Origin of the sequence: Mycobacterium sp. 1245801.1 (genome assembly GCF_001673055.1) — a bacterium.
GTDB lineage: Bacteria > Actinomycetota > Actinomycetes > Mycobacteriales > Mycobacteriaceae > Mycobacterium > Mycobacterium europaeum_A.
Genome location: NZ_LZKY01000084.1, coordinates 1 through 21,511 on the forward strand (window position 1 = coordinate 1; position 21,511 = coordinate 21,511).

Sequence of the window (21,511 nt, forward strand, 5' to 3'; positions counted from 1 at the left end):
TGCCCGCGCTGCTGCGCAAGCCGCACGCCACCATCCTCAACGTCACGTCCGGTCTGGCCTTCATGCCCAGCGCGCTCACCCCGAGCTACTGTGCCTCCAAGGCGGCGCTGCACTCCTACACCGAATCGCTGCGCTTCCAACTGCGCGGCACTTCGGTGCAGGTGATCGAAATCATCCCGCCGCACGTGCAAACCGCGCTGCAGGGCGAGCGGGGATTCGATCCCCGGGCGATGCCGCTGGAGGACTACATCACCGAGACCGTCACCCTGTTGCAGACGCAGCCGCAGGCCAAGGAAATCGTGGTGGAGCGCGCTGGGCATGAAGGCCAGACCGGACGTGACGTTGAGGATGGTGGCGTGCGGCTTGCGCAGCAGCGCGGGCAGCAGGGCCGAGGTCAGCCGGATGGGGCCCAGCAGGTTGATGGCCACCGACTGCTCGGCCAGGCCGACGTTGCCGGTGGTGAGGTCTTCGACCCGTTGAATTCCGGCGTTGTTGACCAGCACGTTGAGGTCCGGGTAGTGGTCGGTCAGCTGGGTGGCGAACCGGCGGATGTCGGCGGCGTCACCCTGATCGAGCGACAGCGTCTGGATGCCCGGGTTGGCCTCGGCGACGGCCCGCAACTGGTCGCTGCGCCGGGCGGCGATGATCACCTGGTTGCCCAACCGGTGGAAGGATTCGGCCAGACCTCGGCCGATTCCGCTGCCACCGCCGGTGACCAGAACGGTATTGCCCGTCATCTGCATCGCGGTACTCCTTCGGGTCGCCCTGCGACCGGCTCGATCGACCGGCCCACTGAGCCGACCTAGCGGAATGCCCCAATGCGCAGCCGGCTAACCACCATGCCTCATGTGCACGGGCGCTGTCACGGATATCGCCGCGCCGATGCCGAGCCGCCCGAGACCCGGTTACGCGGCCGGGCGGTTGTGCAGCCGGCGCGGGTCGACGCCCGCGCGGTCCCACGCGTCGGCCGCCCAGCTCGTGTAGAGCACCCGGACGGGCAGCCGGTTCAACAGCGGGTTGAGCGCGCGAATGGCTGCGGCGACGCGCTGAAAGCGCTTCTCCTTCTTGGCATCCCATCGCAGCTGGCACACCTCGCGCATCTGCGGCGGAAGCGTTCCGACCACGACCAGCCGGGTGTAGGCGTTCAGCGGAGCCGAGAGCACTTTCCACACCGGTTTGGGCATCCGGCGCGGGCCCGGGATGCCCTTGCGGATGTAACCGGTGCCGTACAGCACGGTCTTATGGGGGACGAACCGGTCGAGCATCTCGTCCCAGTAGGCCAGGAAGTCGTCGTAGGTCTGCGGTTGCCCGCGGTCGCTGACGCCATACAGGCTGTACCAGAGCTTGCCCTCGTTGAAGATCTGCTCCTTCTCTGCGCGGCTCAGCCTCCGGATGAACATGTCGGTGTTGTAGATGACCTGGTCGACGAAGCTGGCGTGCGCCCAATAGAACAGCTCAGGATTCAGCGCGTGATAGCGCGAGCCGTCGCTGACCGTGCCCTTGATCGTCTTGTGAAAGTCCCGCACCTTGCGGCCCCACTCGTACGGTTCGTCGGAGTAGACGGTGTTCATCAGGGGCGGTGCGGTGCGCTTGGCCCGACCGAGCGTGTCGCTGAAGATGACGGAGTGGTCCAGCACGCCCTGGGCGAGCTGCTCGATGCAGTTCTCCACCCCGGCGGTGCGCTGAAAGCCGAACAGCTGAGTCCGGACGTCGCCGTAGAACTTCCAGATCAACGAGTCCGGCCCCAACCGCGGGGCGGCGTCGGCGATCTCGTCGTCGACCGGCATCGGCATCGCCTCGCGGACGCCGGTATCGAAACGCGACCCCGCACTTGCCGCGGTTAACTCGTCGTTTTGGGCGGTCATGCCCACCTCCTCGCCGTACCCGCGCCGCGCGACGGCAACCCGGTGTGAATCAGTGACACAAAAATGTGTCTTTGTTTCAGTCGCCTCGAACACTAACAAGCGCGCGTCGCCGTCGCACCTCCCGGGCAGGTCTTCGCGCCGGAAAAGTCGCCCGTGAACCATGCCGAGGAGTTGATACGATGCCGCCAATCATGCAGTCCGAACCGGGCTCTGCTACTGCCGAGGCGCTCACCGATCTCGACCGCACCATCTTGGACACCGCGCGCAGCGTGTTCGAGATTTACGGCGTGCGTCGGGCCAATATCGACGACGTCGCCGCCCGCGCCGGGGTCAGCCGCAGCACCATCTACCGTCGCTTCCCGACGAAGGAGAACCTGTTCGCCCACGTGGTGCGGCGCGAAGCCGGCCGGTTCTTCAGCACCCTGGACCAGGCGACAACCGGCTGCGACCCGCAACAGGCGGTCGTCGAGGCCTTCGCGCTCGGGGTGCGCCTGGTACAGGACTCCGCGCTGTACTCGCGGATCGCCGAGAGCGAACCCGAACTGTTCGGCATGTTCTCCCGGTCGCAGGCGTTTCCGATTCGCCAGTTCGCCGACGGGATCGCCCACACCCTGCGCCGTTGCGGCGCCGACCTGGCCGAGGCCGACCTGGACAATATCGCCGACATCCTGCTTCGCGTCGCCTTAGGCATCATCGTCTTCCCCACCGACCGGCTCGACACGTCGGATCCGGCGGCGGTTCGCGACTACGCCGCCCGCTATCTGGTGCCGATCATCGGCGGCGAGCGGTCCCGATAATGGGCCTCGAATTGTCGGCGGCCTGAACTAGCCTTGAACCGTGGCTGGGAGTTCTGCGGCGCCGCGGACTCGGTACGCCAGTTGCGGTGAGATCGACATCGCCTATCAGGTCTTCGGCGATGGCCCGATGGACCTGCTCATGCTGCCGGGCCCGCTGATCCCGATCGACTGCGTCGACCTCGAGCCCTCGATGTACCGCTTTCATCGCCGGCTCGCGTCGTTCTGCCGGGTGATCCGCTTCGATCAGCGCGGCATCGGCCTGTCCTCCCGGGTCCCCTCGCTGGACATGCTCGGTCCGGAGTCATGGGCGCAGGATGCGCTCGCCGTGATGAATGCGGTGGGTTGCGACAAGGCCACGATCTTCGCTCCGGGTTTCACCTCGCTGGCCGGTCTGGTTCTCGCGGCCGACCACTCCGATCGGGTGAACAGCCTCGTCATAGCCAACGGCGCGGCGCGCACGCTGCGGGGGCCGGACTATCCCATCGGCGCCGAACTCGACGCCGCCGAGCGATTCACGTCGGTCGGGATGGAGCCGGACGCCGTCGAGCAGGGCTTCGACATGCTCGGCATCATCGCCCCCAGCGTCGCGCACGACGACGCGTTCCGCTCGTGGTGGGACATGGCCGGCAACCGGGCGGCGTCACCCAGCATGGCCCGTGCGTTCATCAACAAGGTCCGGGAGGGCGATGTCCGCGACAGGCTGCCGCGCGTTGCCGTGCCGACGCTGATCGTCCATCGCGACAACCCCGCCTTCAGCCCCGTCGAGCATGCGCACTATCTCGCCGAGCGCATCGCCGGCTCGCGTCTCGTCGAACTGCCCGGACAGGACTCCCTGTACTGGGTCGGCGACACCGGCCCGATGCTGGACGAGATCGAAGAGTTCATCACCGGAGTCCGCGGCGGCTCCGACGCCGAGCGGCTGCTCACCACCATCATGTTCACCGACATCGTCGGCTCCACCGAGCGCGCCGCCGCGCTCGGCGACCACCGCTGGCGCGACCTGCTGGACAACCACGACAGGATCGTGCGCCACGAACTGCAGCGGTTCGGCGGTCGCGAAGTCAACACGGCCGGTGACGGATTCGTCGCCACGTTCACCAGCCCCAGCGCGGCGATCGCCTGCGCCGACGCCATCGTGGACGCCGTTCGTGTGCTGGGCATCGAGGTGCGGGTCGGCATTCACGCCGGCGAGGTCGAGGTGCGCGGCGCGGACGTCGCGGGCATGGCCGTCCACATCGGCGCGCGGGTGGCCGCGCTCGCGAGACCCAGCGAGGTGCTGGTGTCGTCCACGCTGCGCGACATCGTGACCGGCTCGCGGCACCGGTTCGGCGACCGCGGCGAGACCGCGCTCAAGGGCGTGCCCGGGTACTGGCGGCTGTACGCCCTGGTCCGCGAGCACGCCGTCGTTCGGCGGTAACCGGACCGCAAATCGCAGCGGTCGAAGAGCCGGGGCCCCCGGCGTAGGCTGCGGACGGGACTCACCGGAGCCGAAGCATCCCGGCTTTCCGTTCGATTTCTGGCGTCCGGCTTGGTATTTGACCGAAGGAGTACACATGACCGACGTGCACGTCTCGCTGCCTCCCGCCCTCCGGCGCGCGCTGGACCTGCTCATCGATCCGCCGGCCGATCCCGACGTGAGCCGGGGCTATCTCGACCTGCTCGGCCCCGGCGCGGCCGCCGGTGGCGCCGTCGAGCAGAACACCGGCCCCATCCAGGCGGCGTGGGCCTCGCCGATCGGGTCGCTGCTCTACGACAACGCCCAAGCGCTTTCTCGGCGCTGGATCAGCGCATGGCAACTGCCGCTGGAATGGTTGGACGTTCCGCAGGGCGGTATCGCGCTGGACGTCGGATCGGGGCCGGGCAACGTCACCGCGTCGCTGGCCCGTGCCGCCGGTCCGCAGGGGCTGGCCCTCGGCGTCGACATCTCCGAGCCCATGCTGGCCCGCGCGGTCCGCAACGAGGCCGGGCCGCAGGTCGGCTTCCTCAAGGCCGACGCACAGCGACTTCCGCTGCGCGACAGCACCATTGACGTGGCGGTTTCGACCGCCGTGCTGCAGTTGGTTCCGAATCCGGCCGACGCGCTCGCCGAGATCGCGCGCGTGCTGCGCCCTGGTGGCAGGCTGGCCGTCATGGTGCCCACCGCCGGGCGCCTGGCCCGGTATTGGCGGATGCTGCCCAACGTCGGGGCGCACGCGTTCGACGACGACGAAATCGGGGATGCGTTGGAGAACAACGGCTTTGCCAGTGTGCGGGTGAAGACCCTCGGGACGTTCCAGTGGGTGCGCGCCAAGTTGGGCTGACGCGCCCAGGTTTTTCGATGGCGGGTGCGCGGACCTAGTCCGCCGACTGGGCCAGCACGGCGAGTCGGTCCATGGACTCGCGCAACATCTCCGCCGTCGTCGCGCGGGCGCGCTCGAGGCGGGTGGCGTCGGTCAGCGCCGTCCAGTCGTAGGTGTGCGTCACCGTGGTGAGTTCGGCGTTGACCGGGCTCAGTTCCCAGCGCCACAGGTGCCCCGGCGGCTGCTTGCCGGGTTCGGCTGGGCGCCAAGCGATTACACTGCCCTCGACGAACTCGGTGACGTGGTTTTCGCGCACCGCGCCGTTGGTCAGCGTCGTCTTGAACACGTCACCCACGCGATGCACACGACCGGAGGCAGACGATGCCAGATTGCCGTTGCCGTCCCAGCTCGGCTGGCGGGACGGATCGGCGATCAGTTCGAAGATGCGCGCCGCATTGGCCGACATCACGCGGGTGGCGCTCACGATGCGTTCGGTATCGGACATATCGCTATCCAAACACGTGCGGTCGTACGGCGCGCCGGTGACTTTGGGCCGCGGCGGTTGGGACCTTTGACCGTCGCGGAATGCGACGGCCGGGTGCGACGGTAAGCGGTGCCGGGATAACCCGGCGGTCTGTCCGAAGCGCAGAGAGCCCAGTTTGGGCTCCGAACCAGGCGGAGCCACCGCAAGGGCCCGCTTGCTCGACCGTCACACCACGGGGATCTGCCTTCGGACAGACCTTCATGCCTGCAGGCGGTTCACCCCATCCGGGGCAGCGCCTCGATGGGTCCGGACAGTACCGATTTGACGTAGCGGGTGTCGTCGTCGGCCAGCACCTCCGTGTCGTCCCGCTCGATGCCGTCGACGATCGCCCGGGCCACCTGGCGCGGATCGTTCTTGCGTGCCTCGAAGCCGGCGGTCATGTCGGTGTCGGTGAAGCTGAGGTGCGCGGCGACGACCAGGGTGCCCTGTTTCTCGAGCTCGATGCGCAGCGAGTTCGTCGTCGACCACAGTGCGGCCTTGGAGTCGCCGTACCCGCCGGAGCCGGGCATCCAGGACAGGATCGAGGCGATGTCGACCAGCGCACCGCCGCCGTTGTCGGCCAGGATCGGGGCGAAGGCCTTGGCCACGCGCAGCGCGCCGAAGTAGTTCGTCTCGAAGACCGCTCGCACCTCGTCGATGTCGCTGTCAAGCAGTGTCCGGGCGCCGAGAACTCCGGCGTTGTTGATGACAATGTCGGCGTCCGCCGCCGTGGACGCCAGCGCGGCAACCGAATCCGGGTTGGTGACGTCCAATTCGACGCTGACCACGCGGGGGTCCTGGCTGGGCTTCGGCGCCCGGGCGGTGGCGTAGACCTTCGCCGCGCCCCGGTCCAGCAATTCGGCCACGATGGCCTTGCCCAGACCGCGCTGCCCACCGGTGACCACTACCGTCGACCCCTTGACGTTGACCATGATGCTGCTCCTTTGACTTAGGCAAAGATGTTTTGCTTACGTCAAGCTAATTGACCGCCGCGACAGAGTCAAGTATTCTTTGCTTATGTCTTCCGCGTGGGTTGCGTCACAGCGATACGGCTGCGCCGGCGCTCCCGGCGGCCTGGGCCTGGTCCAGGACTTCCTCAACACGAGGGCCATCGACGGGTACGGGCCGGACCTGCTGGCCGAACCACGCCTCGCCGGCGACTGGGCGACGGCCGCCGTGCGGGCGTGGTCGTCTGCGCGCGGCGTGGACCTGTCGCCCCCCGAGCTGGGTGACGCCGACCTGGCCAAGCTTCGCGCGCTGCGCGCCACCATCGAGCAACTCGTCGCCGGCGAACAATCGCGATCTCATGGCGCCGACGGCGTCGCCGCATCTTTCGCGCTGTCCGATGCCGGTGAGGTGCGGTTGGATCCCCATGGCGGCGGTTGGCGTTGGCTGGCATCGGCGCTGTGGGGCGAGATCCTGTTGAGCCAGCAAGCCGGCACCTGGCGGCGGATCAAGCGCTGTCACAACCACCGGTGTGGCTCGACGTTCTACGACCGCTCGAAAAACAGCAGCGGGGTCTGGCATGACGTCAAGACGTGCGGCAACGCCGTCAATCTGCGGGCCTCCAGGGCGCGCCGGCGCGAACGCGAACGCGCGCTGCAATCAGACGTTGCGCCAGAGCAGTCGGTAGCGGTAGTAGACGCCCCGCCGGATGCGGGCTCCGGGTAGCACATCGGTGACTGCCCGCCGGATCTCACTGAGGCCCTCGTCGGGGTCGGCGACCGCGACGCCGATGTCTCGGGTCTCCCGGTGCAGCAATGAGCCGACGCGCGCCACCGGCGTGCTGAGACCGGCCCACAGCCAGTCGGCAACGCTCTTGTTGGCGGACAGTCCCACCACCGCCAATTGCCCAGCGGGCCGCAACATTTGACGCACCTTCTGCAAGGTGTCGCGCAGCGGCAGGTGGTGCAGGCTGGCGACGAACGTGATCAGGTCGAAGGAAGCCTCGCCCGGCTCGAACTCCTCGAAACGCCGCAGTTGCGCCGAGGCGTTCGCGATCGGCTGCAATCGCTGCGCGGCGCGCCTCACCGATGTCGGATCCGCATCGATCCCGACGACGCTGCGCGACACCGCGGCTAATCGCTGAGCCAGCAGCCCTTCCCCGCATCCGACGTCCAAAACGTCGCCGCGGTGCCGCGAAGCGATGCCGACCAGCCACGGGTGATAGGCGCTGTTGTGGTTCCAGTAATCCTGGTGTTCTGCGTAGTCATCCACCGTCGACTCAGTCTGCCTGACCGGGCCGTCAACAGCGCTCGGCGCCCCGGGACATCAACCGCGGGCCCACGGCGGCCGGCCGTCGGGTGCTTTTGAGCATCGCCTGCCAGGCGCCGGAGGCACGTTTCAGGGGCGCGACCACGTCGAAAGTCGCGGGAGCCTGGCTGACCCAGGCTGGAAGTGTGGCCACCGTCTGATCCTTTGTTCTTTCGGCTTGTGCGCCGTCTCATTCAATTGCACCGCAGCCGTTTTACGGGGGTGCCGCGCCGCGGTAAACGCCACGAAAAGCCGTTCTGTGGTCTACCGCACACGCGGGGCGCGAGGAAAGACACGCAACAGTTCCCCTAATGAAAACCCTTGAACCGGCGTAGATACCCGGGCAATCGGTGTGCGGGCACAGCCTTGGGCCAGTCGTCGGGGCGAAAATACGCGTCGGTACCGCCGTCCACGAATACTACACTGCCGCACAGGAAATCGGCGGCGTCGGACAGCATGAAGCACATCCACTCGGCCATGTGCCCCGCGTCACCGAAGCCGCCCACCGGCACCGGAAACGCCCGGACGGCCTTGGCCTGCCTCGGATCCGAGAGTTGCTCCTGCAGAAGAGGTGTCATGATCGCGCCCGGTGACAGGGCGTTCAGCCGCACGCCCGACCCGGCCCACTCCGGTGAGGCCGCATGTCGCCGCACCCAGCGGCTGACCGCGATCTTCGAGGCGCCATACATCATGGTCGGAGCCCCTGGGCCCAGTAGCCGCACCGCCCGCCACGCCTTGTCGGCATCGTGTGCCAGCAACGCTTTGACGGCCCGACGCGGCACCGCGGGCATCGTCGTCGCCGAATTGCTGGCCACCACAACAACCTTCGCGCGCTCCGCGGCGGCCAGCGCCGCACGCCAGGCGACGAGTAGCTCGACCACCCCGAAGTAATTGACCGCAGCGATCTGCCGGGCGCGATCCCGGCCGCGGCCGGGACCCAACCCGGCGGCCAGCACGGCGCCGTCCAGCCTGTTGCCCGCGGACGCCAGGACGCGTTCGGCGGCCGCCCTGCGCCCGTCGGGCGTCGACAGGTCGGCCACGACATCGGCATCCTTGATGTCGACGCCGATGACGGTGTGCCCGTTGTCCCGAAGGCGCTGCGCCGTCTCGCGGCCCATCCCGGAAGCCGATCCGGTTATCGCGTAGGTCCCCATTGACTCCTCCGTTCCCAGCGCAGTATGCCCGTTGACCCCGGGCGCTCCGGTGGGCACAGCCCACCCAGCGGACGCACTGTTAAGTTGCCAGGATGCATGACCCCACGCCCTGCATCGATTTCAGCCAACTCGAGTCGGTTTACGCGCCGCTGGCCGAATCGGTCCGCCGACTCCTAGACATCAGCATCCGCACCGAAGCCGGGCCCGCGGCGGTGGCGGCGGCCATCGCCAGGATCGACAGTGCGACAGACGAATTGAGCGACGCGCTGCTACCCGGGCCGTTCGGTGTACACCGAACGGCCGACGGCCAGACCATCGCCTGGGGCAACGCCGTGGTGGGTCTGCGAAACCCGGTGGCCCCACCGCTGGTCATCCATCACGATCCCGACGGACTGGTGTGGTCGGAATTCGTGCTCGGCGCCGCCTACGAAGGCCCACCGGGTACCGTGCACGGCGGCGTCTGCGCCCTGGTGCTCGACCACGTGCTCGGGGCGACGGCCCACCAGCCCAACAGGCCCGCCTATACCGGCACGCTGACCCTGCGCTATCGCCGGCCCACCGCGCTGGGCAGGCCGCTGCGCGCGGAGGCTCGCGTCGATCGCGTCGACGGGGTCAAGATTTTCGCCGTCGGCCAGCTGGCCGACGATCAGGGCGTCACCGTCGAGGCGGAGGGCGTTTTCATCCACCCCAAGCAGCCACCGGCGTAACCGTCGGGCTTCGCTCAGGTTCCGGCCGCGGCCCGTTCGACGTCGAGCAGCTGCTCCCCGCGTCGTTCCTCGTCGTAGGCCTTCCGCCCGCCGCGCAACCCGAACAGCCGTTTCGAGACCAGTAGGTAGATCACCGCGGCGACATTGATGGTGAAGGTCACCAGCCGGGTCATGGTGATGCCCTTGGCCAGGTCGTGGATCTCGAGGGGCAAGAAAACCGAGGTGGCTATCACCGCGAAGTATTCGCCCCAGCGTTTCAGCAGCCACAGGCCCACCCCTTCGACGACCTCGAGCAGCGCGTAACCGGCCAGCATCAGGGTCAGCAGGGCCAGGGTGGACGGCTTGGCCGCCAGCGCCTTTTCCAGTTCGTGCACGATGGTCATCTGGTCGACCTTGAAGCCGGCGGTGCGGAAGATGGGCAGGTCGCGATCGAGGGTGGCCTGGATGGCACCGCGCGCTCCGCGGAACTTCCACACCGCATAGGCCGCCAGCGCGATCACCACCGCCCGCAGCAGGCGTTCGACCGCCAGGATGCGGATGATGATGGCCTGTCGTAAAGCCTTGCCGCGCATGATCATCGGTGCGTCTTCGGCGCGACCGCGCCCGTGTGGCTCGCCGACGGTGAATTCGCCGCACCGCAGGCAGCGCCACACCTCGCCCAGCCCGGTGCTGCCGCTCAGCCGGTCGGCGAGGGACTTCTCGTCGGGCGCGTAGGTGACGTGACCGGCAACCGCGCAGGTGACCAGCTCCCAGCGGTTGCGGCCGTGTTCTTTACCCATGGCCGGATCATTCATGGCGGGCGGTCGGCCACGCAAGGGGGCGCGCGCTACGTGCCAGACGGGTGTCAGAAGCGCGGCCTACTGCGCGCGCGCCGCGGCGTGGAAGGCACCGATCCGAGCAACCCGGTGAGTTCGGTGACCTCGATCTCGTCGAGCCGGGCCACCGCGGCGACGATCTCATCGCGCAGCGGCTCGTCGCAGAACGGTTCGGCGAGCCAACCGAACTTGTCCACCACGCGGTCCCAGGACATCGGGCGGGTGGGTGATCCCTCGTAATCCGACTGCTCGCGGCTGAATTGGCGCCCGTCGTGGGTGATCACGTGCACCCGCGCCGCGGTGCGTTGCGGATAGTCCGCGGTCAGGTCTGCGGCCGGAACGACCTGCACCCGGGACAACAGGTCGATGACGTCGCTTTGCGAAACTCGGTCGTTCTCAAGCTGTTCGGGGCCGACGCCACCGTCGAGCAGGGCGACCGCGGTCAGGTATTTGAGGTTGTAGTCGGCCCGCTCCTTGGTGGTCGGGTGGTCTTTGTCGCCGTAGGCTCCCCCGCCGGCGAAGTCGTAGGCGCCCTGAAAGACCTCGAGGACCACCCGCGCGACATCCGCACCCTGCAGACCGTGCTCACCGCGCACGGCCAGGATCGCATCGATGACGACCTGGCCGTGGATGAGCGAGCAGTATTGCTTCAGGTAGGTCTGCTCGACACAGGTGAGACTCCGGTCGGCGGTGTGCAGATCGATGCGCTGATCGAAGAGTTGCACCAGCCCGTGCGGGCCCTCGAAGAGTGCCTTGGGTCCGGTGATGCCACGCGCGGCCAGCATCGTCGTGTACACGGCGCGCATCCCGGTGATGGCCGGCGAGATGCCCTTCCAATTCGAAACCGGCTCGGCGTGCACCGCCGCCAGTGACACGTTGTCGGCCGCCGCGGCGGCGATGGCGTTGGCGGTCTGCTCGGCGCTCAGCCCCAGCAGCTTCGCGCTGCCCGCCGAGACCGACATCGCCAGCTGCAGCGCGTGGTTGAGTCCGCGGGCCATCACGGGAACCTGTGCGCTGAACCGGCATTGGATCTCGTAGGCGACCGCCAGCGCGAGCAGGAAGTCGGCTCCGCCGGCGCCGGTGTGCTCGGCCACGGCCAGCAATGCACCGACGTTGTCGGCGGGATGGCAGAGCCCACCCACCGTGAGATAGGTGTCGAGCAGATCGGGGTAGCGCACCAGCACCGCGTTGAAGAACGCGGCCTGGTCCACCGAGGCGCGCCCGCCGCCGACCAGGGTGGCCGTGTGGGCGCCACCGAACTGGGCGGTGTGGTCGCGGATCCTGGGGATCAGCTCGCCGTCCAGGGCACCGACGGCGCACGCGATGCTGTCGAGCACGTTGCGTTTCATCAGCGCCCGCGGTCGCCCGGTCAGGTCCCCCGGCCGGGCACCGACGACGAAATCGGCCAGCTCGTCCACAACGTAGTTATGTGCCACCACTTTTCGCCCCTCCGCTCTACGCACTTCAGTGAAGCCCCGCGCCGAGGCAGCGTCCACGATCCATCTCTTATGAGTGGTTGACGGAGGTTCTCACCGCACGCCGGCGCCGGTTTGCAGGACGCCCCGGTGGGGATCGTCGGCCGGAGTCCACCACCGTCCGGTGGGCGGGGTCAGCCAGTCACGACCGCGCGCAACCGCCAGCAACGACGTCACGGCACCGCGCACACTGGGCCGGTCATCGTCCTGGCGGTGTAGCAACGACCACGTCCACAGCGGTACCGGATCGGCGACGGGGCGCCGGGTCAACCGGGGCGGGAGGGCAGCGGTGTGGCGCTTGGGTGACTCCAGCACGGCACCTGCGATCTTGCGGACGTGCGCGTAGAACGCGTCGCCGGTGATGCCGCCGTCGTTGATTCCGACGACACGTGCGCCGGTGTCGGCGGCGAAGGCTTCGGCGAACCGATTCCACGATGACCATGCCGACGCGTCGTCGTCGACGAGGACGCTGACATGCTGTGCGCCAATCGGTTCCGATGAGGCGGCCCCCGGAACGACCGCGCCCAGCGGCTCGGCGCGAAGCAGGTGCGGAGTCAATGCCCGCTGCTTGGCCTGCGCGTCGGTGATCCAGGCCAACGCGATGTCGAGGGTGCCCTCGGCCACCCGGTCCGCCTGCACGTGCGACGGCAACACCCACTCGTCCAGCCGCAAGGCCGCCGCGGACCCCACCAGGGCGTCGATGTCGTCGGGCAACCAGCTGACGTACCCGAGCCGCACCGGGGAGCTTTGCGCGGCGGTCCGCTGCAGCCGGTGCTTGGCGTCGTCGGCCAGTGCCAGAATCCGGCGCGCGTCCGGGAGGAACGTACGGCCGGCCTCGCTCAGCCGGACGCTGCGCCGGTCCCGCACTAGCAGATCGGTGCCCACTTCGCGCTCCAACGCGATGATCTGTTGCGACAACGCCGGTCCCGAAATGTGCAGGCGCTTGGCGGCGCGACCGAAGTGCAATTCCTCTGCGACCGCGACGAAATAGCGCAGCTGCCGCAGTTCCATGCGTCGAGCTTAAGTCGCCCCACCTGCCCCCTCGATCGCGCCCGCCCGCGGTGGCGATGCGCTGAGCTCGGTCGTCTCGTCGGTCAGCTGTTCCCCGATGTCCCGGATCTGTCGCGCGCTCAACGCGCACAGCGGGTGTACGGCCACCATCAGGGCGACGCGGCCCCGCTCGTCGAAAACCGGTGCGGCGATCGTCACCACGGGTTGCTTGCGGCGGCCCGGGTTGTCGTCGGAAAGAAATCCGATGGTGGTGAACTCGACCAGCAGCTGGTCCATGATGTGGCGCACCGGAGTCGGCATCTCGCTGCTGTCCAGCGTGCCGACCACCTGCACCGCCTGCGCGAGCGCCGGCGTCGTCCAGTCGACGTCGAAACCCCGCTCGCGAGTGTGCGCCAACACCTGCTGGAGGCGCTGGGTGCGGTCGGGATTGCCGCCCGCGCCACGCCGGATCCACGCGCGCTGCTCCTCCTCGGTGTCCCAGGCCGCCATCGCCACACCGAACGGCGGCGCGTAGGGAATCCGATCCCCCGGTATCCCCGACGGCTGCGTGGCGGGTTCACCCTCAAAGGCGGTGACCACCAGGGAATCACCGAACTTCTCGACCACCGAACAGGCATAGCCGACCTCGCGGGAGAGCCGCAGCGCCGCGGACCGCGCCGCATGCGCGAGAGGGCGGGCCGTGTCCGTGCGCGCCGCCACCACGGCCAGCGCCGGGCCGAGGGCGAAGGTCTTCGTGATCGGGTCGCGACTGGCCCAACCGCGGTCGCACAACGTTTTCAGGATCGCGTGCGCGGTCGCCTGGGTGAGATCGAGTTCGCGGACAACGTCGGAGAAGCGCAGCCGCGCGCCCGCAGACCGCGCCAGCAGCTCGACGACATCGAGCACTCGGGCGGTCGGCGCTGACGTCGACCCGCGAATCGCTTGACTCCTTTGCGACGGCGTTCTTAAAGTTGTACGAACATTCGAGATTCTATATCGATTATTCGAGAAAGTTAACGCATTGCGCGCTGTGGTGTTACGCGACGGCCGGTTACAGGTCCGGGAGACACCGGATCCCGAGCCCGGACCGGGTGAGTTGCTGTTGCGCACGTTGAGCACCGCGATCTGCGCATCCGACGTGCACTTCATGGATCATCCCGAACTTGCCATCGACGATCCGACCGGCCGCTCGCTGTACGACACCGAGCGCGACCTCGTGCTCGGCCACGAATTCGTCGGCGAGGTCATCGGATACGGGCCCGGCTGCACCGACCAATTCGCCCTCGGTACGCGGGTAGCGGCCATGCCGGTCCGGCTGGTCGACGGCGGCGCCGGTGGGATGCGCATCATCGGTCAGCATCCCGAGGCGCAGGGCAGTTTCGGTGAGCTGCTTGTGGTTTCGGAAGTGGCGGCCAAACCCGTGCCCGGCGACGTGTCCAGCGATGCGGTCGCATTGACCGACGCGTTCGCCGTGGGCGAGTTCTACGTGCGGTCGGCGCGGCTGCAGCAGGGCGAGATTCCGCTCGTCATCGGCGCGGGAGCGATCGGGCTCTCGGCCGTCGCCGCCCTGGCCGGCCGCGGCGTGGAACCCATCGTCGTCGCGGACTTCCAAGCCGACCGGCGCCGGCTGGCCCGCGACCGCTTCGGCGCGCACATCGTGGTCGATCCAGCCGAAAAATCGCCGTTCGAGGCGTTCAACGAGGTTCGGGCGCAACGCGGATTGCCCGGTCCGGCAGTCGTATTCGAATGCGTGGGCGCGTCCGGACTGATTCAGCAACTGGTCGAATCCGCCGAGATGGGCACCCGCATCTACTGTGCGGGCGGCTGGTACACCGGCGACACCCTGGACATCACCACCGCCACCCGTCAGGGCGTGACCATCCAGTTCGGCGGCGGGCCGCACCCGCAGGACTGGTACGGCACGCTCGACGCGATCGCGACGGGCCGATTGGACCCGCTACCGAGCGTCGGCAGGATCATCGGGCTCGACGAGGTGCCCGACGCGCTCGATCAGGCCCGCAGGTCCGAGGGACCGCCCCGGATCGTCGTGCATCCGAATGGAGACATCCCGTGAGCGAACGCGATGACCGGCAGGACATCTCCGAACTGCTGGTGCGCTATGCGACGGGGATCGACCGCCGCGACTGGCCGCTGTTTCGCACCGTGTTCACCGACGACTGCCAACTCGACTACGGCGAGATCGGCACCTGGAGAGGCGTGGATGCCGTGGCCGACTTCATGGAGCAGGTGCACGCCCTGGCGGGGCATACGCTGCACCGCCTGACCAACCAGGCCATCACGCTGCACGGCGACACCGCCACCGCACGCACCTATATCGACGGCCTGATCATGGCCGGCGACAACAGCTCTGGCGTCAACGCGATCGGTTTCTACGACGACGACATCGTGCGCACGCCGGCAGGATGGCGCATCGCCCGCCGCCGCTACACCCAGGTTCGCATCACCACGGTCGGGGGCGCCTAGATGACGTTCGCGACGAAATACGGGCCGTGGGCGCTGGTGGCCGGCGCGTCCGACGGGGTGGGCGCGGCGTTCGCCGAAGGGCTCGCCGAGCGCGGTGTCAACGTGGTGCTGCTGGCCCGCCGGCAAGCCGTTCTCGACCGGGTCGCGGCCGAGATCGAAGCCAAGACATCGGCGCAAACCCGCACCGTCGCAATCGATCTGGCGCGGCCCGCAGCGGCGACGGCGATCGCCGAGGCAACCGCTGACCTGGAGATCGGGATGCTGGTGTATTGCGCGGGCGCGGACCCGAATTTCCAGCCCTTCCTTGCCAATTCGATCGAAGCCGCCGAATCGATGGTGCAACGCAACTGCATGGTGCCCATGCAGCTGTGTCACCATTTCGCGCCCGCGATGGTGGCGCGGGGCAGCGGCGGCATCGTCATCTTCGGTTCCGGTGCGGGGCTGGCCGGCGGACCCAACATGGTCGCCTACGGCGCCTCCAAGGCCTTCGACATGGTCTTCGCCGAGGCGCTGTGGGCCGAGCTGCACGACAAGGGCGTCGACGTCCTGGGCCTGATCCTGGGCAAGACCAACACCCCGGCATTGCGCGCGCTCGAATACAGCCGCGGCCAGATCGGCTCCCCCGACGAGGCGCCCTCGGACGCAGCGGCCGTGTCCGACGTCATCGCCGAGGCGTTCGAGAACCTGGGCAACGGCCCGACCCTGATGGTGGGCGACACCATGCGTGCCGCCGCGCAGCTGCTGGCGTCGCTGAGCCGCAATCAGGCCGTTGAGCTCTTCGCGCAGGCGGCCGCCGCCGCGATGGGTCCGGACGCCCGATGAGCGGCCCGGCTGTTCGCTGCGCGGCGCACCGCCGTCCGCGAGGTTTGCCAAAGTTCGAAATCAGGGCAGCCTAACTTTTGCTTCTGCACTGCCCTGTACAGCAAATACGGGCTTGGGCGCGGCGCCACTTTCGCTGACCCACTGCGTTGCTGAGCCCGCCCGCCGCGGGTACGTTGGGTAACCGGTTCACCGGTTCACCACGGCCACCGCGTCGACGTAAGCCACCCGATCGCCAGTGCGAAGGATGACGATGCTCGCCACCGACAGGCCCGCAGCCACCGTCTCGCCGACGGCCGGCTGGCGGCGCCGCACCCTGACCCGTTCCGGACTGATCACCGGCGCGTTCGTCGCCCCGGCGGTGGTCGTCCGCGTGACCGGCTTGCACACCGGCGCCGTGCTGGCCCTGCTGATCTTCGGAGCCGCGGTGGTGGCGGCCAGCTTCTTGCTGGCGTGGGCGGCCGAGGCGGCCCAGGTCGACGTCTCCGGTGGGCTCGCGACGGCGCTGCTCGCCTTGATCGCGGTACTGCCCGAATACGCCGTCGACCTCTACTACGCCTTCGTGTCCGGCCACAACGCGGATTACACGCAATACGCCGCGGCCAACATGACCGGGTCCAACCGGTTGTTGATGGGTCTGGGTTGGCCCGTCGTGGTGCTGGTCAGCATCCTGGTCGCCCGCAAGTCCGGTTCGGACAAGCCCACCGGGTTGACGCTCGAACCAGCAAACCGCGTCGAACTCGGCTTCCTGTTAATCGCCGGCGTCATCGCGTTCGTCATCCCGGCGAGCGGCCAGATCCATCTCGGGTTGGGGCTGGCGTTGCTGGCCTGGTTCGGCTTCTACCTGTACAAGATCAGCCACGGCAGCGTCGAAGAGCCCGATCTGATCGGCACCGCGGCCGCTCTGGGGGACCTGCCCGACGGTCGTCGACGCGCCGCCGTGGTCGGCCTCTTCCTGGTGTCGGGTGGGGTGATCCTGCTGTGCGCCAAGCCCTTTGCCGACAATCTTGTTGCCGCCGGCACCGAACTCGGCATCAACCGCTTCCTGCTGGTGCAGTGGCTGGCGCCGCTGGCCTCCGAAGCGCCGGAATTCATCATCGCGATCATCTTCGCCACCCGCGGCAAGGGCACGGCGGCCATCGCCACGCTGATCTCCTCCAAGGTCAACCAGTGGACCCTGCTGATCGGGTCGTTGCCGATCGCCCATCTGCTGGGCGGCGGCGGGTTGTCCCTGCAACTCGACCCTCGCCAGGTGGAGGAGGTGCTGCTGACCGCGAGCCAGACGATGATGGGCGTGGCGCTGATCTTGGCGCTGCGGTTCAACCGGGCCGCCGCGTGCACACTGCTCGGCCTGTTCGTCGTCCAGTTCCCGATCTTCTCGACGCAGGGACGGCTACTGCTCTGCGGTGTCTACGCCGCGGTGGCCATCGCGGCGTTGATCATCAATCGCCGCCACGTGGCCGGCACGCTCACAGCGCCGTTCTTCGGCACGGCCATCCGGCACAGCGGTCACCCCCACCTCGAAGCCGACGGTTCCGTCCGCCCGCACTAGCCCGCCGCCCGGCGTATACGGTCCAGGTATGAATCGAGTGTCGGTGATCACAGGCGGCGCGGGTGGCATGGGGCAGGCCACGGCGAAAATCGTCGGGCGCGACCACACCCTGGTGCTGTGTGATGTCAGGCAGGACCGGCTCGCGGCCGCGGCCGCGACGCTGCAGGACATCGGGATCACCCCCACGGTGGTCGATTGCGATGTCACCGACCGACAGGCGGTCGCGGATCTGCTCAAGACCGCCGGGGGTCTGGGTCCGGTGGTCTCCGTCATCCATACCGCGGGGGTCAGCCCCAGCATGGGCGCCGCCGACTACGTCATGCGCACCAACGCCGTCGGCACCGCCAACGTGAACGAGGAGTTCTTCTCGGTCGCCGACGAGGGCGCCGTGATCGTCAACGTGGCATCGATGGCGGCGCACATGTTGCCCGCGGAAATCGTTCCGGCAGACCAGTTTCCGCGGGCGCTGGATGACCTGGACGCCTTTATGGCCGCCATGCTCGCGGCATGCGAGATCGCCCCCGAAGACGCGCGTTCGGGTCTGGCATACGCCATCAGCAAGAGCTTCGTGAAGTGGTACAGCCAGTCGCAGGCGGAGCGCTTCAACGCCCGCGGACTGCGCATCGTGTCGGTGTCGCCGGGTTCCATCGACACCGAGATGGGCAGGCTCGAGGAGCAGGCGGGCGCCGGCGCGATGGTCGCCAACGCCGCGGTCCCGCGGTGGGGTAAGCCGGAGGAGATGGCCGAGCTCCTCGCCTTCTGCGCCAGTGACAAGGCCGGATACCTCACCGGCACCGACATCCTCAACGACGGCGGGGTCATCGCCTCGATGACCGAACGGGCCCGGGTGACCGCCGGCGGCTAGACCAGGTAGTACAGCTCGGAGTGCGGGGCGAGTTCGGGCGCGCTGGTGAAGGGCTCCTTGACCTTCAGTTCCGCCAGCCTGTTGTGGGCGTAGCGCACCGCCTTGAGGGTGGCCGAGAATTCCTCGTCTTCTTCGGGGAAGACCTGCTCGGCCGGGAACCAGCTCTTGAAGCCCACGTTGTTCAAGACGCCGAGCGTATCGTCGCGCACCCCGGCCAGTAGGACGGTGACGCCGCGCTCGGTCACCTCACGCAGGAAGTGCTCGATGCGCTCGATGCAGACCACGTCCGGGTGGCGCACCCGCTTGAGCCGCAGGACCACGAACGCGATGCCGCCGTCGGTGATTCGCTGATTGATCGCCGACAGGTAGCGGTCGAGTTCGGGTGCCGCCCCGAAGAACAACTCGCCTTCGAGGTCGTAGATGACGATCGAGGGATCCGGCGAGTCGCCCGGAATGCGCTCGCGGACAACGCGTTCGGGTGTGACGACGAGTTCCTTGGACTTCAGCTTGGCCGCCCGCGGTACGAACAGCAGGATCGACAGGATCACCCCGAGCAGCACCGACTTGTCGAGGTCGACGGCGATACCGGTGAAGGCCGTGACGATCACCAGCCCGGCGTCATAGCGGGACGCCTTGAGCGTGTAGATCAGGCGCTTGAAATCGACCAGGCGGGCGGCGGTCACCAGCAACAGCCCGGCCAGCGCCGGCTGCGGAACGTAGCGCAGCAGCGGGGCGAACAGCAGCAGTGCCGCGGCAACCGTTGCGGCCGAGACGATTCCGGAGAATCTCGTCGCGGCGCCGGACTGGAAGTTGATCGCCGACCTCGACAGCGAGCCGGAACCGGGCAGGCTTTGGAAGAAGCCGCCGGTCAGGTTGGCCAGGCCTTCGGCCATGATCTGACGGTTGTAGTCGATCTTCTGTTGTGTCTGGTAGGCAATGGCTTTGGCGATTGACAGCGCCTCGATGATGCCGACGAAGGCGATGGCCAGCGCGCCGGTCGACAGATGCGGCAGCCACTCCGTGTGGACGTCGGGGACATGCGGCCCGGGCAGGCTGCGCGGGATCTTGGCGGCCACCGACACCGCGGTATGGCCGCCCGCGCCCGGCGTCGACCACCCGGCGAGGTAGGCGATCAGCGCGGTGATGACGAGCACCGCGAGCATGTCGACCTGCGGCCAGCCGTAGCGTTGCACCAGCTTGCGCAGGACGACGGCCAGCACCACCGCCGACGCGCTCAAAGTGAGTGCGCGGTAATTGATGTGATCGCCGTGGGTGAGCGTGAGCCAGACGCGGCGCAAGACCTGCATGTGGCCGTTGCCCTTGTCGCGCACGCCCAGCGCGTTGCCCAGCTGTCCGATGGCGAGCAGGAACGCCGCGGCCGCCATGAAGCCGATGATGACCGACTCGGAAATGTAGCGGGTGAGGTTGCCGAGCTTGAACAGGCTGATCACGATCTGGAACGCGCCCACCAACACGGCCAGCAGGAAAAGCGCCTCGAAGAGCTCCTTGGAGTTCTCCGAGTCGATGAAGGCCAGCGCCGTGAACACCAGCAGCGAGATGGCGCTCGTCGGCCCGTTGATCAAATGCGAGGACGACCCGAAGATCGAGGCGACGATGGTCACGACGATCGCCGAGTACACGCCGAATCTCGGGTCCACCCCGGCGATCAGGGCGTAGGCCATCGCCTGGGGAAACGATATGGCGGCGACGGTCAGCCCGGCGATCACATCATGCCGACCCTTCACCAGGTCGTAATTCACACGCACACCCACGATGTCGACGTCTTTCCGCTAAGCACCCGACGCCGCGGCGGGCGCCGAGATCGTGTCCAGGATTCCGTTGGTGCCGAAGAACTGTTCCCGGGCGTCGCTCCAGTCCTTGGCGATGGCGCTGACCGGGAACAGGGTCAGCGGGCGCAGCCGGTCGGCATGCTTGGCCAGGATCGCCGGCTTGAAGGGCCGGTATCCGTACTGCGCCACCAGTTCCTGAGCGGCGTCGGTGAACAGGTATTCGAGGTACGCCTTCGCGTGGGCCGCCGTCGCGGGATCGGTCACGTTCGCGTCGACCCAGGCCACCGCGGGCTGAGCGAGGATGCTGACCGGCGGATAGACGAGCTCCAGCTCGTCCTTGTTCGCCGCCACCTCGCGCAGCGCCTCGTTCTCCCACGTCAGCTGGACATCGCCGATCTTGGCCAGCGCGAAGCTGTCTCCGGCGCTGCGGGCACCGGCGTCGGAAACCGCGACGTGTTGCAGTAGCGACTTCACGTATGCGGTCGCCTGCGCCGGGGTGCCACCGCGGGTGGTGACCGCACCCCAGGCCGCCAACACGCTCAGTTGACCGTTGCCGGACGTCCGCGGATTCGGGGACACCACGGCCACCTCGGGATTGATCAGATCGGGCCAGTCGTGGATCCCCTTGGGATTGCCCTTGCGGACGACGAAGACGACGGTCGACGTGTAGGGCACCGAGGCATTCGGTAGCCGCTGTTGCCAGTTGCCGGCGATCAGGCCCCGCTTGCTGAGCGTGTCGATGTCGCTGATCAACGCCAGGGACACCACGCTGGCTTTTTGACTGCCATCGAGCACGGTGCGAAGCTGACGCCCCGAGCCGCCGTGAGACTCCTTGATGCTCAGCGTTGTTCCGTTGTGCGCGTGGTAGTCCGCGACGAATCGCTTGTCCAGCGCCGCATACAATTCGCGCGTCGGGTCGTAGGACACGTTGAGGATCTCGTTCGAACCACCCGCAGGGAGGTTCTTCAGCACGATCGCGGTCGTGGCGACGACGATGGCGAGAACGCCCAGAAGGCTCAGCCAGGGAAGCCGCAGCGGCCGGCGGGCCGTATCGGGTGGCAGCAGTTTCACCACGTCAACCACACCTTCCACCACCGACCATGATGATGTGCCAAACAGCCCCGTGTGGCACCGCACATTTTT

Annotated in this window: 22 protein-coding genes and 2 pseudogenes; 11 read left to right on the forward strand and 13 right to left on the reverse strand. The window is 67.9% G+C overall.

All coding sequences use genetic code 11. The features are described from left to right. A pseudogene (locus tag A5622_RS30675) lies at nucleotides 1-311 on the forward strand (SDR family NAD(P)-dependent oxidoreductase); the annotation flags it as partial. Here the strand turns inward: A5622_RS30675 and A5622_RS05155 are convergent. Together A5622_RS05155 and A5622_RS05160 are read right to left on the reverse strand one after the other, a co-directional pair. Further along, a pseudogene (locus A5622_RS05155) lies at nucleotides 306-743 on the reverse strand (SDR family NAD(P)-dependent oxidoreductase); the annotation flags it as partial. The pseudogenes A5622_RS30675 and A5622_RS05155 sit on opposite strands and share 6 nt — an antisense overlap. Nucleotides 744-905: 162 nt before the next feature. Continuing rightward, nucleotides 906-1,865: an oxygenase MpaB family protein gene (locus A5622_RS05160; RefSeq protein WP_066870035.1), complete on the reverse strand. Its 960-nt coding sequence runs from the start codon at nucleotides 1,863-1,865 to the stop codon at nucleotides 906-908. A 191-nt stretch (nucleotides 1,866-2,056) separates the two neighbouring features. Between A5622_RS05160 and A5622_RS05165 the strand changes: the two genes are divergently transcribed. The 3 genes from A5622_RS05165 to A5622_RS05175 all read left to right on the forward strand — a co-directional run bounded on the left by A5622_RS05165 (nucleotide 2,057) and on the right by A5622_RS05175 (nucleotide 4,962). Then, a complete protein-coding gene (locus A5622_RS05165; protein WP_066877127.1) occupies nucleotides 2,057-2,662 on the forward strand; it encodes a TetR/AcrR family transcriptional regulator in 606 nt (201 codons plus the stop codon). A 40-nt stretch (nucleotides 2,663-2,702) separates the two neighbouring features. After that, nucleotides 2,703-4,079, forward strand: coding sequence for an adenylate/guanylate cyclase domain-containing protein (locus A5622_RS05170; protein ID WP_066877100.1), 1,377 nt, complete (start codon nucleotides 2,703-2,705; stop codon nucleotides 4,077-4,079). 136 nt (nucleotides 4,080-4,215) lie between these two features. Further along, a complete protein-coding gene (locus A5622_RS05175) occupies nucleotides 4,216-4,962 on the forward strand; it encodes a methyltransferase domain-containing protein (protein ID WP_066870028.1) in 747 nt (248 codons plus the stop codon). Nucleotides 4,963-4,996: 34 nt separating this feature from the next. On the opposite strand, the gene A5622_RS05180 is transcribed toward A5622_RS05175, so the two are convergent. Beyond that, complete coding sequence (locus A5622_RS05180; RefSeq protein WP_066870025.1) at nucleotides 4,997-5,446, reverse strand: SRPBCC family protein; 450 nt, start codon at nucleotides 5,444-5,446, stop codon at nucleotides 4,997-4,999. A 254-nt stretch (nucleotides 5,447-5,700) separates the two neighbouring features. Continuing rightward, nucleotides 5,701-6,396, reverse strand: a complete 696-nt coding sequence (locus tag A5622_RS05185) for an SDR family oxidoreductase (protein WP_066870022.1) — start codon at nucleotides 6,394-6,396, stop codon at nucleotides 5,701-5,703. 148 nt (nucleotides 6,397-6,544) lie between these two features. Between A5622_RS05185 and A5622_RS05190 the strand changes: the two genes are divergently transcribed. Then, on the forward strand, nucleotides 6,545-7,135 hold the full coding sequence (locus tag A5622_RS05190) for a CGNR zinc finger domain-containing protein (RefSeq protein ID WP_066877129.1): 591 nt from the start codon (nucleotides 6,545-6,547) through the stop codon (nucleotides 7,133-7,135). On the opposite strand, the gene A5622_RS05195 is transcribed toward A5622_RS05190, so the two are convergent. The 3 genes from A5622_RS05195 to A5622_RS05200 form a co-directional block, all read right to left on the reverse strand. Continuing rightward, nucleotides 7,070-7,681 (reverse strand): bifunctional 2-polyprenyl-6-hydroxyphenol methylase/3-demethylubiquinol 3-O-methyltransferase UbiG, encoded by a 612-nt coding sequence (locus A5622_RS05195; RefSeq protein ID WP_066877102.1) that lies wholly within the window; start codon nucleotides 7,679-7,681, stop codon nucleotides 7,070-7,072. The genes A5622_RS05190 and A5622_RS05195 overlap by 66 nt on opposite strands. Before the next feature lie 28 nt (nucleotides 7,682-7,709). Then, entirely contained in the window at nucleotides 7,710-7,871 is a 162-nt protein-coding gene (locus A5622_RS29530; protein WP_197497949.1) for a hypothetical protein, read from the reverse strand. Nucleotides 7,872-8,025: 154 nt separating this feature from the next. Further along, a complete protein-coding gene (locus A5622_RS05200) occupies nucleotides 8,026-8,871 on the reverse strand; it encodes an SDR family oxidoreductase (protein WP_066877103.1) in 846 nt (281 codons plus the stop codon). Nucleotides 8,872-8,963: 92 nt separating this feature from the next. Here A5622_RS05200 and A5622_RS05205 point away from each other — a divergent pair, with 92 nt between their 5' ends. Continuing rightward, a complete protein-coding gene (locus A5622_RS05205) occupies nucleotides 8,964-9,578 on the forward strand; it encodes a PaaI family thioesterase (RefSeq protein WP_066870011.1) in 615 nt (204 codons plus the stop codon). Nucleotides 9,579-9,592: 14 nt separating this feature from the next. Here A5622_RS05205 and A5622_RS05210 read toward each other — a convergent pair whose 3' ends face one another. From A5622_RS05210 to A5622_RS05225, 4 genes are all read right to left on the reverse strand, one after another. Further along, on the reverse strand, nucleotides 9,593-10,357 hold the full coding sequence (locus tag A5622_RS05210) for a DUF2127 domain-containing protein (protein WP_066870053.1): 765 nt from the start codon (nucleotides 10,355-10,357) through the stop codon (nucleotides 9,593-9,595). A 65-nt stretch (nucleotides 10,358-10,422) separates the two neighbouring features. Continuing rightward, nucleotides 10,423-11,811 (reverse strand): MmgE/PrpD family protein, encoded by a 1,389-nt coding sequence (locus A5622_RS05215; RefSeq protein ID WP_066877105.1) that lies wholly within the window; start codon nucleotides 11,809-11,811, stop codon nucleotides 10,423-10,425. A gap of 111 nt (nucleotides 11,812-11,922) precedes the next feature. Next, nucleotides 11,923-12,879, reverse strand: a complete 957-nt coding sequence (locus A5622_RS05220) for a LysR family transcriptional regulator (RefSeq protein ID WP_066877107.1) — start codon at nucleotides 12,877-12,879, stop codon at nucleotides 11,923-11,925. A 9-nt stretch (nucleotides 12,880-12,888) separates the two neighbouring features. Further along, the gene (locus A5622_RS05225; protein WP_066870003.1) at nucleotides 12,889-13,764 is read right to left on the reverse strand and encodes an IclR family transcriptional regulator; all 876 of its coding nucleotides are present in this window, start codon (nucleotides 13,762-13,764) and stop codon (nucleotides 12,889-12,891) included. Nucleotides 13,765-13,888: 124 nt separating this feature from the next. Between A5622_RS05225 and A5622_RS05230 the strand changes: the two genes are divergently transcribed. From A5622_RS05230 to A5622_RS05250, 5 genes are all read left to right on the forward strand, one after another. Beyond that, nucleotides 13,889-14,932, forward strand: a complete 1,044-nt coding sequence (locus A5622_RS05230) for a zinc-binding dehydrogenase (protein WP_066877109.1) — start codon at nucleotides 13,889-13,891, stop codon at nucleotides 14,930-14,932. Continuing rightward, on the forward strand, nucleotides 14,929-15,342 hold the full coding sequence (locus A5622_RS05235) for a nuclear transport factor 2 family protein (RefSeq protein WP_066877111.1): 414 nt from the start codon (nucleotides 14,929-14,931) through the stop codon (nucleotides 15,340-15,342). The genes A5622_RS05230 and A5622_RS05235 overlap by 4 nt, the downstream gene beginning before the upstream one ends. Next, nucleotides 15,343-16,164, forward strand: a complete 822-nt coding sequence (locus A5622_RS05240) for an SDR family NAD(P)-dependent oxidoreductase (protein ID WP_066877113.1) — start codon at nucleotides 15,343-15,345, stop codon at nucleotides 16,162-16,164. A 244-nt stretch (nucleotides 16,165-16,408) separates the two neighbouring features. Then, nucleotides 16,409-17,713, forward strand: a complete 1,305-nt coding sequence (locus A5622_RS05245) for a sodium:proton exchanger (RefSeq protein WP_066877115.1) — start codon at nucleotides 16,409-16,411, stop codon at nucleotides 17,711-17,713. Nucleotides 17,714-17,741: 28 nt separating this feature from the next. Then, entirely contained in the window at nucleotides 17,742-18,578 is an 837-nt protein-coding gene (locus tag A5622_RS05250) for an SDR family oxidoreductase (RefSeq protein ID WP_082994531.1), read from the forward strand. Here A5622_RS05250 and A5622_RS05255 read toward each other — a convergent pair. Together A5622_RS05255 and A5622_RS05260 are read right to left on the reverse strand one after the other, a co-directional pair. Continuing rightward, nucleotides 18,575-20,344 (reverse strand): SulP family inorganic anion transporter, encoded by a 1,770-nt coding sequence (locus A5622_RS05255; protein WP_231997775.1) that lies wholly within the window; start codon nucleotides 20,342-20,344, stop codon nucleotides 18,575-18,577. The two genes, A5622_RS05250 and A5622_RS05255, sit on opposite strands and share 4 nt — an antisense overlap. 24 nt (nucleotides 20,345-20,368) lie before the next feature. Beyond that, nucleotides 20,369-21,451 carry a sulfate ABC transporter substrate-binding protein gene (locus A5622_RS05260; protein ID WP_369829217.1) on the reverse strand — a complete coding sequence of 361 codons (1,083 nt, stop codon included), beginning with the start codon at nucleotides 21,449-21,451 and terminating at the stop codon, nucleotides 20,369-20,371. Between the last annotated feature and the right edge of the window lie 60 nt (nucleotides 21,452-21,511).